Origin of the sequence: Pseudomonas sp. C2B4 (assembly GCF_013359695.1) — a bacterium.
Taxonomy (GTDB): domain Bacteria; phylum Pseudomonadota; class Gammaproteobacteria; order Pseudomonadales; family Pseudomonadaceae; genus Aquipseudomonas.
Window position 1 is genome coordinate 1 of the sequence record NZ_JABFMU010000064.1, and the last position, 16,960, is coordinate 16,960.

Genomic DNA, 16,960 nt, shown 5'->3' on the forward strand with positions numbered 1-16,960 from the left:
GTTGGCGAAATCATATCGCCCTTAAGAGGTGTCCGGAATTATTAGGCCAGTTCAGCCTGCTCGCGAAGGACGTCAACGATAACGCGGGCCGTCTGGATGAACGCGTTGCCCAGACATTCTTCGCGAGCAGGCTCGCTCCCACAGGTCTGCGTTCATGGGATCTTTCAGGGCGGATCAAGGCTTCGCAGCCCTCATCCCGTAACCGCAAGTGCCTTTAAACAAACGCTCGCGGAGGATGTTTAACGAATAGGCGAAGGTTTCCTGCACGAGGTGGAACCTTGGGGAGTCGCCGACGGTTCCAGCTTGCGTCAAAAACATCGCGGCTTTCATACAGGAATCTAAACTTGTCCGTAGGCCCGGGGTTACCGGCTGATTATGGAAATGTGAGGCGAAGAAACGAGCAGTAGGCGTCGAGGTTCAACCTGGCGAGGAGGGAGGACGATGAGAGTATTGCGATGGGGCACGTTGGTATTAGTGGCATGGGTGACCCTGGTGACGGCATCGGGTATTGCCCGCGCCGAAGGGGTTGCCATGATCACCGGCGAGCAATGGTTGCAGTCGTCGGAGCAGCTCAAGAAGGTTTATCTCATCGGCATCGCCAATGCCTACGAGGTGGAGACAGCCTACTATGGGGCGAAGCCGCCGTCCGATGAGCAGAGCCTTATTCCACGTTTCGGCAGGGGCTTGAAGGGCCATACGCTCGATACCGTGCGCGAAGGTCTCAACCAGTGGTACGCCGCCAATCCCGACCGAGTGAAACGACCCGTCATCGAGACCATCTGGTTCGAGATGGTTTTGCCCGGCCTGAAGCAGAATAAGTAGCGGAGGTGAACATGAAGAGGTCTCTATTGTTTGCCGCAGTCTTCACCGTAGCGAGCCTGATCGGTTGCACCTCGATGACTGCCAGGCAGCAGGGGACGGTGAGCGGTGCGGCCATCGGTGCTGCGGCCGGCGCTGGCATAGCCGCTATCTCCGGTGGCAGTGGATGGACTGGCGCCGCGATCGGCGCTGTCGCCGGCGGGGTTGCCGGCAATATCAAAGGCAGCAGGCAACAGAAGTAGACGGACCCATCTCAACGGCGAAGGCCGGATCGTCGCGGCCAGTTCGGCGAACGGGTTCGTCGGCAACATGGCTAGCCGCCTTGCTGCCGCCAAAGTACACAAGCTCAAACCGCTGTCGATCGAGCGGTCGCTGGTTGAGCTGCCGGTGCCGCGATCGGTCGCTGCATGCCTGGGCAAACTGTTTTCCGACTCCCCCACAACAGCAATAATCGAAAAGGAAATACCATGCACCGGATATCGCTACGCATCGCCAGCATTCTTGCCTTTCTGTTGTTTGCCCAGTTTTCGGTTGCAGCGGACAAACAGAACACCCTGGACGTTATCAACGCTTACATGAGCGCGTGGAACAAACATGACCCGGACGCGGCGGCACAATATTTTGCCGAGAACGGGGAATTTCTGGACGCCTCGGTAGGGGTTCCTAAAGTCGGCAGGGAAGCGGCCAGGGTCGAGGTCATCAAACTCTTTATCGATGCGGTGCCCGATCTGAAGTGGCAGATGGTTGGCCAGCCGGTTATCGACGGCGACAACATTGCCTTTGAATGGCAGTTCGAGGGGAACAATACCGGTGCCTGGGCGCCTGAAACGCCAGCAACCAACAAGCCGTTGTCCTTCAAGGGCGTCAGTTTCATTCGGTTGAAGGACGGCAAGATCGCGTCGCAGCATGATTACTATGATGCGCTGTCGTTCAACAAGCAGCTGGGTTGGTAATTCAAACACTGCCTGCAAAAAAAGAGCCCATTGGCTGGGCTCGTTTTTGCCCCTTGCAAACGCTGCCCCTACGCAAAGCAGGCAGTGATCGGGTAAGGGGCGGGCTTATTGTTTGCAGTTGTGAGCTTCCGCTCATGGCATCAAAGCGGTGGGTTTCCGGGTGAGGATCAGGGCGTGGTTGAGGCGATGGATCAGGCGTGAGAAATCCGCTGACGGGCTGACATTCGGCGTCTATTGCTGCTGTGGATTCGAACTCACAGCTCACGGGCCCAGGTCTGGCTGACGAGATCCTTGCCGAAACTGTGGGTCGGCTCTTCCTCAACCAACTCGAAACCCGCTTTCTGGTAGAGCTTTCGCGCATCAACGAGCGCGCTCATCGTCCACAGCACCATTTTCCTGTAGCCAGCCTGGCGGGCGAAGCGAAGGCATTCTTCGACCAGGCGCTGGCCGATGCCCAGGCCACGTGCACTGGCGTCGACGTAGAGCATGCGCAGTTTGGCGGTGGTTTCGTCGTGCCTCACGACGAACACGGAGCCGATGACCTCGCCGTTTTTTTCCGCGATCCAGCAGCGGTCGGAGGCCGGATCGAACTCGCGCAGATACCGGGCCACGATCTCGGCCACCAGCGCTTCGAATTCAGAATTCCAGCCGTACTCGCGGGTATAGAGGGCCGCCTGTTGCTGCACCACTTTGCCCATGTCTCCCGCTTGAGGATCGCGCAGCAAGTAGCTCGAATCCCGCTCTCCCAACAGATTTTCAATCAACTTCATGGCCACTATCAGTTGATGCTGCTGTGGCTCGGACAGGCGTTCGAGCATGGCAATGACTTCTTCCCGGGAGGCCTTCTCCAGTGGAGCAAGCACCGAGCGACCCCGTTCAGTGATATGCAGTTGGGAGGCGCGAGCATCCGTTGCGCTGCGTACTTTCTGGATCAATCCTTTCTTTTCGAATCCGCTGGTCATTCGGCTCATGTAGCCGGCATCCAGGCTGAGCATCTGGCGCAGATCGGCGCTGGTCAGGTCGCCGCGAGAGGCGAGTTCATAAAGGATCCGGGTTTCGGTCAGCGAGAACTCGCTTTGAAGGAGGTGTTCTTGCAGCACGCCGATCTGATGCGTGTAGAAACGGTTGAAGCGGCGAACGATGTCGGCGCGCTCGATGAGGGGAGTCGTGGACATGACAATGCTCGAATGGTTGCTTTAAGCAACTATATATTTGCCTAAAGCAACCATGTCAAACATTTTGAAGAAAGAGAGGCTGTTCTCAGAGGGCGCGCTGGTTGACCCGGGCCATGAGTTGCTCGGCGGTTTCCTTGCGTTCCGAGTAGCGATCCACCAAGGAATCCTGGTGGCCGCGCAGCAATAGGGTGAACTTCACCAGCTCTTCCATCACGTCGACGACGCGGTCGTAGTACGCCGACGGCTTCATCCGGTTGGCCTCGTCGAACTCTGTCCAGGCCTTTGGTACCGAGGATTGATTGGGGATGGTGAACATGCGCATCCAGCGGCCCAGCACGCGCAACTGATTGACCACGTTGAAGGACTGCGAGCCGCCACAGACTTGCATCACCGCCAGCGTCTTGCCCTGGGTCGGACGAATGGCGCCGAGTGCCAGGGGAATCCAGTCGATCTGCGCCTTGAACACGGCCGACATCGCGCCATGCCGCTCCGGCGAACACCAGACCTGACCTTCGGACCACAGCACCAGGTCGCGCAGCTCCTGAACCTTGGGATGCTCTGTTGGAACATCGTCGGGCAACGGCAAGCCGGACGGATTGAAAATGCGGGTTTCTGCGCCCAGGTGCTGCAGCAGGCGGGCGGCTTCTTCCACCAGCAGACGACTGAACGAGCGCTCGCGGGTCGATCCGTACAGCAGCAGGATGCGTGGTTTGTGATCACCCGGACGGGACGCGATCTGCGCGTCGTCGAACAGGGAATGATCCAGGTTGGGCAGTTGCTCTGACATGTGTCCTCCTGCTCAGAGAGCGCCGATTCGGTCCAGCTCGCGTTGAAGCTCTTCGCGGCTGAGACGGTTGAAGGGAAGGGCGAGGAAGGCTTTGCAGCGTTGCTCGATGTGCGCCAGCGTGGCGCGGAAGGCGGCGTCGACCGTCGCTTCGTCACCCACGACATCCGAAGGATCTTCCAGGCCCCAGTGGGATTTGAGCGCCGGGCCGAAATACACCGGGCAGCTTTCGCCCGCGGCCTTGTCGCACACGGTAATGACGATATCCGGCAGGTTGTCCTCGAAGGCCTCGTTGCCCTTGCTGCTCAAGCCATCAATGGCGATACCGGCCTGCGACAAGGTGGTCAGGCTGCGCGGCAGCACGTGACCCTTGGGAAAGCTGCCTGAGCTCACCGCTTCGAATCCCTGTGGCGCCAGGTGATTGAACATGGCTTCTGAAAGGATGCTGCGGCAGCTGTTGGCCGTGCACATGAACAGGACTCGCATGGATTGCTCCTGCCGCTCCGGGCGGACTTCAAAGGCTCAGGCGTAGCGCCAGGGCCGGGAGGGTGAGGGGGATTCAGCAGCAGGCGGCGTCGCGGACAGGACGTTCGTCCATGTTTTGCAGGCGCGAAGCGTTGTTCTGCAGCCAATCGGCATTGGCCTGCAAGGTGAGCTGCAGGATCTCGTGGACCCAGGCGGGTAGCTCCGGATTGAGGCGGTAATAGACCCACTGCCCCTGACGGCGATCCAGCAACAGGCCGCTGCTGCGCAGTTGGGCGAGGTGACGGCTGATCTTCGGCTGGCTGTCGTCGAGGGCGCACATCAGCTCGCACACACACAGCTCACCCTGTTGGGCGATGAGCAGGGTGGCGCGGACGCGGGTCTCGTCAGCCAGGCTCTTGAATACCTCGGGAGGCGTGATCATGCTGGGCACCTTTACATATGAATAACCGAATATACGGATATCCATATATTAAAAGCAAGGTTCACGTTTCCGGCCCAGGCTTTGCGTCGACGGGACGCCCCCAAAAATCACTTCAGGGCCCGGGCGGGTTTGTTCAGGTATTCTGGATTCACCCGATACCGGACTGGAGCCTTGCATGAAAGTGGGCGTGATCTCCGATACCCATGGCTTGCTGCGTGCCGAAGCCCTTGCCGCGCTGGCAGGCTGCGCGCGGATCATCCACGCCGGCGACATCGGCAAGCCCGAGATCCTCGAGCAACTGGCGTCGATTGCGCCATTGCATGTGGTGCGCGGGAACAACGACCTGAACGCCCCCTGGGCAGAACAGCTCGCCGATCACCTGAGCTTTGACCTCGATGGATGGCAGGCCTTGCTGGTCCATGACATGGCCGATGTGCCGGCATTGCTGGATGCCGGCACCCGTCTGGTGATCACCGGCCATTCGCACAAGCCACGCATCGAATGGCGCGGTGAACAGCTCTACCTCAATCCCGGCAGCGCCGGTCCGCGCCGCTTCAAGTTGCCCGTGACGCTGGCGCTGCTGGAGGTGCGAGCGCATTCGATCGAGTCGCAGTTGATTTCGCTGCTGGAATGACCACCGATCGCTGAAGAAGTTTGTTCAGGCTAAACGTCTTCAAAACGTTCCCGTACGCACCTCGCCACTGCGCTCGTACCGGGCGATCAGCACGCCGCCAGGCGTATTGATCGAGTCCGCCAAGGTAAAGGCCGACGCCTGGGCGTTGTCGTCGAACAAGCGCTTGCCACGGCCGAGCAGGACGGGAAAGGTCATCAGTCGCAGTTCGTCCACCAACCCGGCGGCAAGCAGTTGGCGCACCAGATCGCCGCTGCCCTGGGTCAGCAGGCGGGAATCGCCTTCGTGCTTAAGTGTACGGATCGCATCGACGAGGTTTCCCTCCAGCGCCTGACTGTTGTGCCAATCAAGCGAATCGGGTCGATGGGTGGCCACATGCTTGGGGACGCTGTTGAACAGGTCGGCGATGACGTTTGAACCGGCCTGAATGTGTGGCCAATACCCGGCGAAGATGTCGTAGGTGCGCCGCCCCAGCAGCAATTCGAACGGCTGCGAGAACAGGTCCTGTATGGCCTGGCCGGTGACTTCGTCGGCGTAGGGCACGATCCAGCCACCGAAGCCAAAGCCGTCGCTGCGGTCTTCTTCCGGCCCGCCGGGTGCCTGAATGACGCCATCGAGGCTGATGAAAGCGGCAACGGTGAGTGTGCGCATGGTCTTCTCCTCATTCGTCCGGACCCTTGCTCGCGATGGACGTCTTAACAACGCGATCCGCCAGACAGCACGCGTTATCGTTGACGTCCTTCGCGAGCAGGCTCGCTCCCACAGGGATGAGTTCAGTATGGTTCAGCCACCAACAGCAACGACTGCGGCACAGGGCTTTGCGGGTGCTGTGGCTCTTGCAGTTCAACCACCCGCAAGCCGGCCATGTCCAGCGCCCTGATCCAGCTGGACAGCGTACGGAAGTACCACGGCATGGGCTGCCACTGGCCCTGGAACCCGTTGAAGGATTCTTCGCGCCAGCCATCCTGATAATCGCCCGCCGCTGCGGCCCATGGGTGCAGGGTCTGGATGATCAGCGCGCCGCCAGGGGCGAGCAGGGCATTCATGGCGGCCAGCAGGGGAATGATGTCCTGGTGCAGCAGGGCGAAATTGGCGCAGATCAGGTCGTAATCCCTGCCAATGTCCACCTTCGCCTCGACCAGTTCCTCATAGCTCGCCAGATGCACGTTTGAGGCGCCCGCCGTCCGTGCCGCTTCGACCAGCGTCCCATCGCCATCAACTCCGATCGCGTCGATGCCCCGTTCAGCCAGCGCCCGCAACAGCCAGCCCTCACCGCAGCCCAGGTCGAGCACGCGCTCGGGCTGGCGGCCTTGCACTGCCAGCAGGATCGCCTGGTCGGTGACCTGCAGGCGACTTTCGATGGTGCCAGTGCGAATGGCCTCGATCCAGGATCGGGCGTTGTGGTGCCAGCTTTGCAGGAGGCGCGATTCAGGGGCGGGCATGTCGTTGACCGAAGGGGTTGGATGGGTAAAAAGAATAGGTCAAGTTCGGGCAGGTCGAGCGGTGGCAGCGCTGTTCGTAAAATGGACCCGCCAGAACGGCGGGTCCGAAGGGTGGATCAGAGTTTGGGCAACTGGCCGATGCGGCCCATCATCTCGGTCACGATCTGCAGGTCCAGCAGGAACTGCTCGGTGGTCTTGAACTCGTTGTCGTTGTGGCCGGTGTACTTGACGTCTGGCATGGCCAGGCCGAACTGCACGCCGTTGGGCAGTTCATGCACCGATGTGGCGCCGGCGGAGGTGCCGAACTTGTGTTCCATGCCGAGGTTTTCGCTGGCCACGGCGAGCAGGGCCTTGACCCATTCGCCTTCCGGATTGCGGTACATCGGTTCGGCGATCGAATAGTCGAAAGCGGGGGCGATAGCGGTTTTCTTGCTCCAGGCGTCCAGCTTCCCGGCGATTTCCGCTTTGAGGGCTTCCGGGGATTTACCCTTCGGCACGCGCAGGTTGACCGCCAGATTGAAGGCTTTGTCATCCATCCCGACATAGGTCAGGGACGTGGTCAGCGGGCCCATGAACGCGTCGCCAAAACCGACACCCAATTTGCCCCCCAGGTAATCCAGCCCCCAGTTGTCGGCGGCGTAGCGCGCGGCGTCAGTGATGTGGTTGTGCTTGAGTGCGATCTTGCCGTCCAGGCTGTTGATGAAGTCGAGCATCCGGGCCACCGGGTTGACGCCGGACTCGGGCTCGGAGGAGTGGGCGGAAACTCCAGTGACCGTCAATTTGACGTCCTTGCCGTCGACCTTGGCGTCTACGGTGAAGTTGCCGCCGTTGCGCTTGGCATACTCGGTGCCGGCCTTTTGCAGGCTGGCGGCCAGTTCGGCGGGCTTGTCTGTCACCAGGGTGGCGACCGATGTCGACGGGATCTGGTTAGTGGCGAGGCCGCCGGTCATCGAAGTGATTTCCGCTCCCTGGCCTTGAGCGTCACGCCGGGCAAAGCTGGCCATGACCGTGCCGTAGCCTTTCTCGGCGATCACCACCGGGTAGCCGCCATCCAGCGCCAGGTTGTAGTTAGGCGTCGGGTTGCGTTCGAAGTAGTACGGGATCGCATCGCCCGTGGTTTCTTCGGTGGTGTCGACCAACAGCTTGAAGTTCCGCGCCAGTGGCAGCTTCTCTTCCTTGATGATTTTCATGGCATAGAGCGCCACCACGATGCCGTTCTTGTCGTCCTCGGTGCCCCGGCCATACATGCGGTCGCCGATCAGAGTGACTTTGAACGGATCGAGCCTGGTGCCGTCCTGCAGCACCCAGTTTTCCGGCGTCACCGGCACCACATCCGCATGGGCGTGAATGCCCACCACTTCATCACCCTTGCCTTCGAGGGAGATTTCATAAACGCGGTTGTCGATGTTGCGAAAGTTCAGGTTGAACGCCTCGGCCAGGCCCTTGATCTTTTCGGCGATCTTGATGAATTCGGGATTCTCGTGCTGGGCAACGCCGTCCACGCGAACGGTCGGGATGGCGACCAACTCACGTAGGGTCTCGGTGGCCGCGCTGCCGTATTTCACCCGGGCATAAAGGCCCAGCAGGCGATGGATTTCGTTTTGCTGCTCAGTGGAAAGCGTTTTGTTGCCCAGGAAGGCACTGATGGCCGGGCCGAGGTCGTCGGTTTTGCCGACGTCGCTCTTGGCCAGGCGCTCCAGGAACTGCCGGAAATCGGTGACGGAGGTGTCACTGAACGACTTGAGGATGGTCGCGCTCTGTTGCGGGGTGATGTTGGCGTGGGCTGCGGTGGTGAACGACGAAAGGCTGGCGAGCATCAGGGTGGTCGCGGCCAGGTGCTTGAGTGAAAAATCCATTGTTGAGGGCATTCCTTTGCAGGCGGTGGGTGAGAAATATCTGATCGTTCAATCAGAAACGTCTCCAAATTAACACCACCAGGGCCTGATGCGGCAACCCCTCGAGGCGGGATCTGTCGCACAGAAATGCAAAATGGCGGCGCTCGTCGCCAAGGGCACCCCATTGAACATCGACCGTTATCCGCATCGGCTACCCCCCGAAAAGGGAGGATAGCCACGGGAAGCGAGCCTGTAACTTGGCGGCCGGCCTGGCGCGACACGCGCGTTGAGGCATCGAAGCCATTGGTGTGAGGATTTTCCCATGAACGTGCGAGCCATCCGCAGGGCGGTGCCATGAGCAAGAATGACTACCAACCGTGCCGCGAAGACTTCCGGCGCTTCTACACCCTCGGCACCCGCTGGGGGGACCATGACTCCTACGGCCATGTGCAGAACGTCGTCTACTACTCGTTTTTCGATTCGGCGATCAGCCATTTCCTGGTGGAGCAGGGCACCCTGGACATCGACAGCAGTCCGGTCATCGGTTTGATTGTTGAGTCGAGCTGCACCTTCTTCTCGCCGATCACCTTCCCTGACCGGGTGACCGTGGGCCTGCGCATTGCGCACCTGGGCAACAGCAGTGCGCGATATGAACTCGGCATCTTTTGCAATGACGAGCCCACGGTTTCCGCGCTGGGCTATGTGGTTTATGTGTACGTGGATCGGGCCAGCAACAAATCGGTGGCCATTCCGCCGTTGGTGCGGGGCGAGTTGCTCAAGCTGACGGATTGATCCTGGGCTGTTTTCATTTAAGACGGTGTGTATATCCGTTTCTTCTGTAATGGCTGCTGGCGCTTCCGCTCTTACAGCGGGTCACTTGGAAAAGCCTGTAGGAGCGAGCTAGCTCGCGAAAAACGTCTAGACGACGCGATCATTCAGGCCGCCCGCGTTATCGTTGACGTCCATCGCGAGCGAGCTCGCTCCTACAGGGGGAATGCACTCAGCCTTCCGACGGGGGCAGATCAAAAGCAAAAGCGAGGTGGCCTGACAGCTGACCTGGTTGCGGGCGTATCTGCGATCCAATTGTGGGAGCGAGCCTGCTCGCGAAGGGGCCAGGTCAGTCGACATTTATGCTGAATGACACACCGCCTTCGCGAGCAGGCTCGCTCCCACAGGGGATTGGGGGGACATCCGCAAAAGCCGCCTTCTTCAAAATGTGCTGTTGAAGGCGACAGCAAAGGAGCCAGCACGCACCGCAGACCCCTTCAGCCCTCACACGTTTCTGGTCGATGGCAGCAAGATCGTCAGGATGCCCAGCAGGGGCAAATACGAGCAAAGGGTGTACACGTACTCAATGCCATGAATATCCGCCAAGTGCCCGAGCAACGCGGCGCCAATACCGCCAAAACCGAACATCAGCCCGAAGAACACACCCGCGATCATGCCGACGTTGCCCGGCACCAACTCCTGGGCGAAGACCACGATGGCAGAGAACGCCGAGGCCAGGATGAAGCCGATGATCATGCTCAGCACGCCGGTCCAGAACAGATCGACGTAGGGCAGGGCGAGGGTGAAGGGCGCTGCGCCAAGGATGGAAAACCAGATCACTTTCTTGCGACCGATCCTGTCGCCGATGGGGCCACCAAAGAACGTGCCTGCCGCCACGGAGCCGAGAAACAGGAACAGATACAGCTGCGAACTGGCGACCGACAGGTCGAACTTCTCGATCAGGTAGAAGGTGAAGTAGCTGGTGAAACTCGCCATGTAGAAGTACTTGGAGAACACCAGCAGCGCCAGCACCACCAGGGCAAAGGTCACGCGTTGTTTCGAAAGGCCGTGGGTCGCCTTGCTGCCCTGTTTGAGCTTGAACAGGTTCAGGTGACGGCGATACCAGCGACTCAAGCCAAACAGGACCAGGATGGCAAACACCGCAAACAGGCCGAACCAGGCCACATGACCTTGACCGTAGGGAACAATGATCGCCGCCGCCAGCAAGGGGCCGAAGGCTGTACCGGCGTTGCCGCCAACCTGGAACGTCGACTGTGCCAGGCCAAAGCGTCCGCCCGAGGCGAGACGCGCCACCCGTGAGGTTTCCGGGTGGAAGGTCGAGGAGCCAATGCCCACCAGCGCCGAAGCCACAAGAATGGCCTCAAAAGTGCCGACAAAGGCCAGCATGAGAATGCCGATCAGTGTGCAGACCATCCCTGCCGGCAGCAACCAGGGCTTGGGATGACGGTCCGTGTGGTAGCCCACCCAAGGCTGCAGCAAAGAAGCGGTGAGCTGGAAGGCCAGGGTGATCAGGCCCACCTGGGTGAAGGTCAGGCCGTAGTTGGCCTTGAGCATCGGATAGATCGAAGGCAGCACGGCCTGAATCAGGTCATTGATCAGGTGCGCCAGGGCACAGGCACCGATCACGCGCATGACCAGCGGGCTGGTCTGGCTGGCCACCGGGGCGGTCGCCGAAGGGGTCGTCATTGAGGACATCGCACATCATCCATGCAGGGAAAAAGTCATTGCTGGGTTCTGGCGCTATGCTAGATTTCGAGAAATTGCCTGTCTCGCGCCATTCGGGCGACTACTTTCGCAAAAAGGGCATCATGGTCAAATCACTGGAAGAATTTCTGGTCGCGATGGACGCCGTCGATTGGGCGGTCTGCACCAGTGCGACCGATTACCCGGAAAACTGGTTCATCGAGCCCCATAGCCACGCCAAGCACCAGCTGATCTACGCCATCGAGGGCGTGATGGTCGTGCACTCGGGGTTGAGCCAGTGGACGGTTCCGCCGAGTCGCGGAATATGGATGCCCAGCGGGCACGTGCACTCGATTCGTTGCGTGGGCGCGTTGAAGATGCGCAGCGTCTTCGTGCGGGCGGACCAATTTCCAGAGCTGCCGGACGAAACCCGGGCCGTGAGCATTTCCGCGCTACTGAGCGAGCTGATCAAGACCTCCGTGACCATCGCCGCACCGGTTGATGCGGACTCGCGGGAAGCCCGGATCATGCGTTTGATCGTCGACGAACTGACCCTCCTGCCGACCTTGCCCCTGCACCTGCCGCAACCTTCGGATCAGCGTGTCCAGGTGATCTGTTCGGCCCTGCAGCAGGACCCCGGGGATGGTTCAACACTGTCGGACTGGAGCGACCGGCTGAGCCTCGACGCGAAGACCATCCAGCGCCTGTTCCACAAGGAAACCGGCATGACCTTCGGCCAGTGGCGCCAACAGGCGCGGCTACTGTTGGCCCTGGAGCGGATTGCGGTCGGAGAGAAAATCATCGATGTGGCGGGCGCACTGGGGTACGACAGCCCCAGTGCGTTTACCACCATGTTCAAAAAGCAGTTTGGCACCACGCCCAGCCATTTTTTCAAGTGACGGCTGAGGCCAGCTCGATCACCAATCCACAATCAAATTCAGGATTCTCGTTCACCCCATTTTTCGCATAGCCCCGGGGGTTGCACACCACGCGGGTATCGCCCACCCGATAGTCAAAGCTGCCATGGGTATGGCCATGCAGCCAGAGCGCCGGTTGCCATTTTTTGATTTGCTCCTCGAGGTCGGAAACGAAACTCGAATTGATCGGCGAGCCGGCGAACTGCGGGCTGATGCTCGACCGGGTCGGGGCGAAATGGGAGATCACCACCGTCGGCGTTGTACTGTCCCGGGCGAAGCAGTCGTCCAGCCAGGCGACGGTCTGCATGAAGATCAGCTGGGACACCGCCGGGGTGAAGAGGTCAGGAAAATCCGGCGAGACTTTGATGTGGCTGAAGTCACGGATGAGCTGTGTTGCCAGATCGATGCCCTGGGCCCGTTCCTGCGCATCGTCGAGCAGACGATAGTCGGACCACAGGGTGCAGCCCAGAAAACGCACGCCGTCGTGGACATGCTCCGAGCGCTCCAGAATGTTGATCCCCGTGCCTTGGGACAGGTTGTTCAGCTGTTCATAGGTCGAGATCAAATCACTGCCGTAGAACTCGTGATTACCCGCCACGTACAGGATCGGAAGCGGGCAGGCCCTGGCCCACTCGATGGCCCTGGCCGGCCGGGCAATGTCGCCGGCCAGCACGACGATATCGGCGTCCACCTCGGGAAACGGTATCGCGTTGACGGACAAGTGGATGTCGGACAGCAAGGCGATGCGCATGGATCGATTCCTCCCGCTTACCTGACGGATCGCACCAGAATGGATTCGTCGATCTGATCGATGGAGGTGACGCCGGTCAGGGTCATGGCCACGCGCATTTCCTTGGCAAAGATATCCAGCATGTTTTCCACGCCGCGTTGGCCGTCGGCGGCCAGTGCGTAGGCCATCGAGCGGCCCAGTAAAACCCCTTTGGCCCCCAGCGCCAGCATGCGCACCACGTCCAGCCCCGAACGGATGCCCGAGTCAACCAGCACGCTCAGGTCATTGCCGATGGTCTGCATGATCGGTGGCAAGGCATTGGCGGTGGAGAGCACGCCGTCGAGCTGTCGGCCGCCGTGGTTCGACACGACAATCCCGTCGGCACCGAAACTCACCGCGTCGCGGGCATCCTGGGGATCGAGGATGCCTTTGATGATCATCGGCCCTTTCCAGAATTCACGAATCCACTCCAGGTCGCTCCAGCTGATCGAAGGGTCGAAATTGTTGGCCAGCCAGCCCATGTAGTCTTCGAGGGTGACGGCCTTGCCCAGATAGTTGGAGATATTGCCCAGGTCGTGGGGGCGTCCCATCAGGCCGACGTTGAACGCCCAATCGGGCCGGGTCATGGCCTGGAGCACCCGCCGCGTCGAGGCGTAAGGTCCCGACATGCCCGAGTGGGCATCCCGGTAGCGGGCGCCGGGCGTGGGCATGTCGACCGTGAACACCAGGTTCTGCACGCCGGCGGCTTGCGCGCGCTCCAGCGCGTTGCGCATGAAGCCGCGGTCCTTGAGCACATACAGCTGAAACCAGATCGGTTGTTGAGCGTTTTTCGTGACTTCTTCGATCGAACATACCGACACGGTCGACAGGCACAACGGGATGCCTTTGTTCTGCGCCGCCTTGACCGCCTGCACCTCGCCCCGACGGGCGAACATCCCGGTCAGGCCAACCGGCGCCAGCACGATGGGCATCGACAGTGGTTGATTGAAGAGGGTGGTTTGCAGGCTCAGGGTCTCGACATTTTTCAGGATGCGCTGGCGCAGGCTCACGTGACTCAAATCCGCGCTATTGGCCCTCAGCGTATGCTCTGCATAAGCGCCTCCGTCGATGTAGTCGAACAAAAAACGGGGGAGCTTGCGACGTGCCGCTTCGCGGTAGTCCGAGGCAGAAGAGATGATCATAGTGTGCAAGGCCTTGATCTGGTGAGTGAGGGCGCAGCCGTCGAGTCCAGAATCAGGGTAGCGCATGCACCGTCAGACCGGGTAATACCAATGTATCGACTTAAATTTCGATCAGATCACGCACTCAATTGGTTAGCGCGAACGTCGCATCTGCGCTGAAATGCGCTTTATCGCACCTCTCGACCGGGTTTGTGGTTTACATCAGCGTCGCTGCTGCGGTAGGCGAATTCTGCCCGGCGCCCCATTCAGCACGAAGCCCGCCCAGAAGAACGGTCCGGCGGTAATCGGCACGTTGTGACCTGTCACGCTCAGGGCATTGTGCAGGCATTGCAATTGCGCATCGCGTAACGCGAGATCACGCGGCAAACGCTCGAGATTGTCATAGAAGCGATTCATGAAAGCCTCGCCGATCTCGTCTGCAACCTGCCATAGAGACGCAAGCACGCTGTGTACACCGCTGCGCCATAGGACCTCCGGCAAACTGATGACCCAGCGGCCGGGAATCACGTAGCTGTCCGCGGACCAGCACGCGGAGAGAGTGACATGTCGGCATGCTGAAAGGCGAAGGGCGGCGAGGTCACGAATGGTCAACCGGCGACTCGTACCGAGCTCGTCCTTGATCCACAGGCCCGATTTGTCGGGCGCGTCGGGTTCGAAGACGCTGTGGCACGCAAAGTGTGCTATCGAGGCCTCACAGAGCTCGCGGGTAACATCGGCATGGCGCGCCTGTTCGTCCAGGAACACCGAGCTCTCCATGCCATGCGCACGCAGCCACGCGTCCGCCCTCGCGCACTCGGCTCCGACTAATTCGAGCGTGGCCTCGCCTGGCGCTTGCGCAACGCCGACGACGAGGCCCTTACCGTGCGCGATATGGTCGTCGCGTGGCCTGTACCCTGGGGAATGAAAACCGAATGAGATGGCAAAGCGCTCCACCAGATAACGGCCGCCATGCTTGAGCGCCGCGAATGGCAAGCCGTGAAGGACGTCATCAGCGATGATCGTGAGCCGGTCGATGCGGGTGGGTAACGCACCGATCCACGCGTCGAGGTTGAGCATTTCGCCGAGCTTGACGAGTAATTCGTCCACCTGCCGCTGCCGAGCTTCGACTTCTTGCGCATCGCCGGCGACCGCGAAAAATGGCTCGTGTTGCGCAAGTTGATGCCACTGCGCCACCGTGTCGCGCAACACTCCACGCGTCACGGGCCGCACCGCGAACCCTGCGCCCAGGAACATTGACCACATTACGAGTACGCGATCCGGTAGCACTATGAATGACACGACGGCCCTGTCTCGCGGGGCCAGTGCCATTGCGCCGAACATGCGAACGATACGCCATACTCCGTTCGCGGCAGGCACGGGGAAGTCGTTTTCCGAGGCCCCGATCTGCTGTCCCGCCAGACCAGCCTTGAACGCGTGGAGACGATTCGTCACGTCGGAGAGCCTGCGTAATGTCACATATCGCCCGTATAGGCGTCGCCAGGGTCGCATGGCACGCGTCGCTTCCATTGCACGCACGAGTTCTTCGACGCGTGCCTTCAGCTCGCTCTCCTGCGCGGTAAATTTATTGAGCAGAAAAATCGCCTGCTCCGGGCCCGGTAGCGACGCGCACAAAGTGTCGAGCAACTGCGCGGCATCGGAAATGATCTGTCCGGCTTCGCTCACGCGGTCAAGGTGCATCAGGTTCTCGGCGCGTTGCTGAGTGAGCCGCCACAGCTCCGGCACAAAGCCCAGCGCGTTGAATCGCGCCATTGCCTTCACAAAACATGCCTCCGCGCCCGCATGGTCGGCCCGGGCGGCACGCAGCATGCCTTCCAGCACGAGTAGCCGCGCCCTGATGATCCCCGAGTCGGAATGCGCGTAGGCCTGCTCGATCAGGTTGTAGCTGCGCACTGCCTGCGCCGGATGTGTGGCGAGCTCCCACTGGAAGACGAGTGCGCGGTCCTCGAATTGCGCGAGAAAGCTGTCCCGGTCCGACGTCTCGCCGATCTGAGTGGGCAGCGCGCGCAGGCCCGGGCCGAAAGTCAGCGTGCTCCATTCATTGGTCATCGACGTGACGGACAGGGTCATCTCGACGGCCTGCGCCGACGAGACGCGTCGCGCCAATGCGACATGTTGGATGGACTGCGCGCGCGCCAGGAGCACCTGGTCGCCGAGTGCGCACGCAAGCGCGTGCGCGTTGTCGATCAGGCTCAACGCCTCTTCCACGCGGTTCAGCAAAACCAGCGCGTGCGCGAGATTGAGCGTAGCAACGGCCTGGGCGCGATGCAGGGCGTTCGATGCGCACAACGTCATGGCATTGCGCAGATACTGGACCGCGCTGGACAGTTCGCCACGCAGGAGCGCGATCTTTCCTTCGAGTTCCAGAGTCTGCAAGCGCGCAGCGGGCGATTGCGGATCGGCGCCGCACTGCGCGAGCGCGGCTCGCGCATCGTCGAGTCGGCCCGCTTCCAGCAGTGCGCGCGCTCTCGACACATGCAGCCCGGCTTTCGTCTGGGAAACGAGCGACTGCGAGCTTGCACCGGATGTGTGAAGGAGACCGCGCTCGAGCATGCGCAACGCGTCGCCATAGACGCCAAGCCGCATCATGAAGCCGCCCATGACGAGATAGGCACGGGTCAGGCACACGGTGCGCTCGTCCGCGGGGAAGTGGCGCCATACGATACGCGCTTCCCACGCATCGAGCCCCGACTCATCGGTGGCAATGTCTTCCAGCGCGCCGATATGGCTCGCCAGATCGCTGAAACGCCCGACGGCGTCATCGAACCGGCCCGTGCCCAGCAGTACCTCGACACGTTTGAGTCGCGCGTAATCGGCGGCGATTGTGTTGTCCGCCTCGTCGCACAAGGTGATCATGGCTCGCAGTAGATCGTCGGCCGCTTGCGTATGGCCGAACAGCACCGCCAGCTCCGCGAGCCGTTCGATCACCATCAGGTCGGCGCCCCGAAACTGTTTGCCCCCTTCGGTGCGGCGATCCAGCAGTCGTTTCATTATCTCGCGATAGCCATCGAAGGCCTGCTGCAAGCGAGATGCCCGAAGGTCGGCCTCCGCTGACTCCATGCGTGCTCGCATCTGGTCAAGCGGGAAGGGATCGTCGGCTGCATTCATGGCCCGGCT

Annotated in this window: 18 protein-coding genes; 7 read left to right on the forward strand and 11 right to left on the reverse strand. The window is 60.8% G+C overall.

What is annotated here, in order from left to right; genetic code table 11:
* The 4 genes from HNQ83_RS31030 to HNQ83_RS26645 form a co-directional block, all read left to right on the forward strand.
* The coding region (locus tag HNQ83_RS31030; protein ID WP_218585559.1) for a hypothetical protein at positions 1-218 on the forward strand (218 nt) is incomplete at its 5' end.
* 223 nt (positions 219-441) lie between these two features.
* Positions 442-822 carry a hypothetical protein gene (locus HNQ83_RS26635; RefSeq protein ID WP_175391830.1) on the forward strand — a complete coding sequence of 127 codons (381 nt, stop codon included), beginning with the start codon at positions 442-444 and terminating at the stop codon, positions 820-822.
* Between the two features lie 74 nt (positions 823-896).
* Positions 897-1,061 (forward strand): YMGG-like glycine zipper-containing protein, encoded by a 165-nt coding sequence (locus HNQ83_RS26640; RefSeq protein ID WP_256669249.1) that lies wholly within the window; start codon positions 897-899, stop codon positions 1,059-1,061.
* Positions 1,062-1,286: 225 nt separating this feature from the next.
* Positions 1,287-1,772, forward strand: coding sequence for an ester cyclase (locus HNQ83_RS26645; RefSeq protein WP_175391832.1), 486 nt, complete (start codon positions 1,287-1,289; stop codon positions 1,770-1,772).
* Positions 1,773-2,026: 254 nt separating this feature from the next.
* Here HNQ83_RS26645 and HNQ83_RS26650 read toward each other — a convergent pair whose 3' ends face one another.
* The 4 genes from HNQ83_RS26650 to HNQ83_RS26665 form a co-directional block, all read right to left on the reverse strand.
* Positions 2,027-2,947 carry a helix-turn-helix domain-containing GNAT family N-acetyltransferase gene (locus tag HNQ83_RS26650; protein WP_175391833.1) on the reverse strand — a complete coding sequence of 307 codons (921 nt, stop codon included), beginning with the start codon at positions 2,945-2,947 and terminating at the stop codon, positions 2,027-2,029.
* A gap of 85 nt (positions 2,948-3,032) precedes the next feature.
* Positions 3,033-3,734 carry an arsenical resistance protein ArsH gene (arsH, locus tag HNQ83_RS26655; RefSeq protein ID WP_175391834.1) on the reverse strand — a complete coding sequence of 234 codons (702 nt, stop codon included), beginning with the start codon at positions 3,732-3,734 and terminating at the stop codon, positions 3,033-3,035.
* Positions 3,735-3,746: 12 nt separating this feature from the next.
* Positions 3,747-4,217, reverse strand: a complete 471-nt coding sequence (locus tag HNQ83_RS26660) for an arsenate reductase ArsC (protein WP_175391835.1) — start codon at positions 4,215-4,217, stop codon at positions 3,747-3,749.
* Between the two features lie 73 nt (positions 4,218-4,290).
* Complete coding sequence (locus HNQ83_RS26665) at positions 4,291-4,638, reverse strand: metalloregulator ArsR/SmtB family transcription factor (RefSeq protein ID WP_175391836.1); 348 nt, start codon at positions 4,636-4,638, stop codon at positions 4,291-4,293.
* Positions 4,639-4,813: 175 nt separating this feature from the next.
* On the opposite strand from HNQ83_RS26665, the gene HNQ83_RS26670 reads away from it, so the two are divergent.
* Positions 4,814-5,272, forward strand: a complete 459-nt coding sequence (locus tag HNQ83_RS26670; protein ID WP_175391837.1) for a metallophosphoesterase family protein — start codon at positions 4,814-4,816, stop codon at positions 5,270-5,272.
* Positions 5,273-5,311: 39 nt separating this feature from the next.
* Here HNQ83_RS26670 and HNQ83_RS26675 read toward each other — a convergent pair whose 3' ends face one another.
* The 3 genes from HNQ83_RS26675 to HNQ83_RS26685 form a co-directional block, all read right to left on the reverse strand.
* Positions 5,312-5,920, reverse strand: coding sequence for a dihydrofolate reductase family protein (locus tag HNQ83_RS26675; RefSeq protein WP_175391838.1), 609 nt, complete (start codon positions 5,918-5,920; stop codon positions 5,312-5,314).
* A gap of 122 nt (positions 5,921-6,042) precedes the next feature.
* Entirely contained in the window at positions 6,043-6,711 is a 669-nt protein-coding gene (locus tag HNQ83_RS26680; RefSeq protein ID WP_175391839.1) for a bifunctional 2-polyprenyl-6-hydroxyphenol methylase/3-demethylubiquinol 3-O-methyltransferase UbiG, read from the reverse strand.
* Between the two features lie 116 nt (positions 6,712-6,827).
* Positions 6,828-8,567: a dipeptidase gene (locus tag HNQ83_RS26685; protein WP_175391840.1), complete on the reverse strand. Its 1,740-nt coding sequence runs from the start codon at positions 8,565-8,567 to the stop codon at positions 6,828-6,830.
* A gap of 333 nt (positions 8,568-8,900) precedes the next feature.
* Here HNQ83_RS26685 and HNQ83_RS26690 point away from each other — a divergent pair, with 333 nt between their 5' ends.
* A complete protein-coding gene (locus HNQ83_RS26690) occupies positions 8,901-9,338 on the forward strand; it encodes a thioesterase family protein (RefSeq protein ID WP_175391841.1) in 438 nt (145 codons plus the stop codon).
* Positions 9,339-9,818: 480 nt separating this feature from the next.
* On the opposite strand, the gene HNQ83_RS26695 is transcribed toward HNQ83_RS26690, so the two are convergent.
* A complete protein-coding gene (locus HNQ83_RS26695) occupies positions 9,819-11,030 on the reverse strand; it encodes an MFS transporter (protein WP_175391842.1) in 1,212 nt (403 codons plus the stop codon).
* Positions 11,031-11,143: 113 nt separating this feature from the next.
* Here HNQ83_RS26695 and HNQ83_RS26700 point away from each other — a divergent pair, with 113 nt between their 5' ends.
* A complete protein-coding gene (locus HNQ83_RS26700; protein WP_175391843.1) occupies positions 11,144-11,917 on the forward strand; it encodes a helix-turn-helix domain-containing protein in 774 nt (257 codons plus the stop codon).
* Here HNQ83_RS26700 and HNQ83_RS26705 read toward each other — a convergent pair.
* From HNQ83_RS26705 to HNQ83_RS26715, 3 genes are all read right to left on the reverse strand, one after another.
* Complete coding sequence (locus HNQ83_RS26705; protein ID WP_175391844.1) at positions 11,910-12,686, reverse strand: metallophosphoesterase; 777 nt, start codon at positions 12,684-12,686, stop codon at positions 11,910-11,912. The two genes, HNQ83_RS26700 and HNQ83_RS26705, sit on opposite strands and share 8 nt — an antisense overlap.
* Before the next feature lie 17 nt (positions 12,687-12,703).
* Entirely contained in the window at positions 12,704-13,846 is a 1,143-nt protein-coding gene (gene lldD / locus HNQ83_RS26710; RefSeq protein ID WP_175391845.1) for an FMN-dependent L-lactate dehydrogenase LldD, read from the reverse strand.
* 201 nt (positions 13,847-14,047) lie between these two features.
* A complete protein-coding gene (locus HNQ83_RS26715; protein ID WP_175391846.1) occupies positions 14,048-16,951 on the reverse strand; it encodes a CHAT domain-containing protein in 2,904 nt (967 codons plus the stop codon).
* Positions 16,952-16,960: the final 9 nt, after the last annotated feature.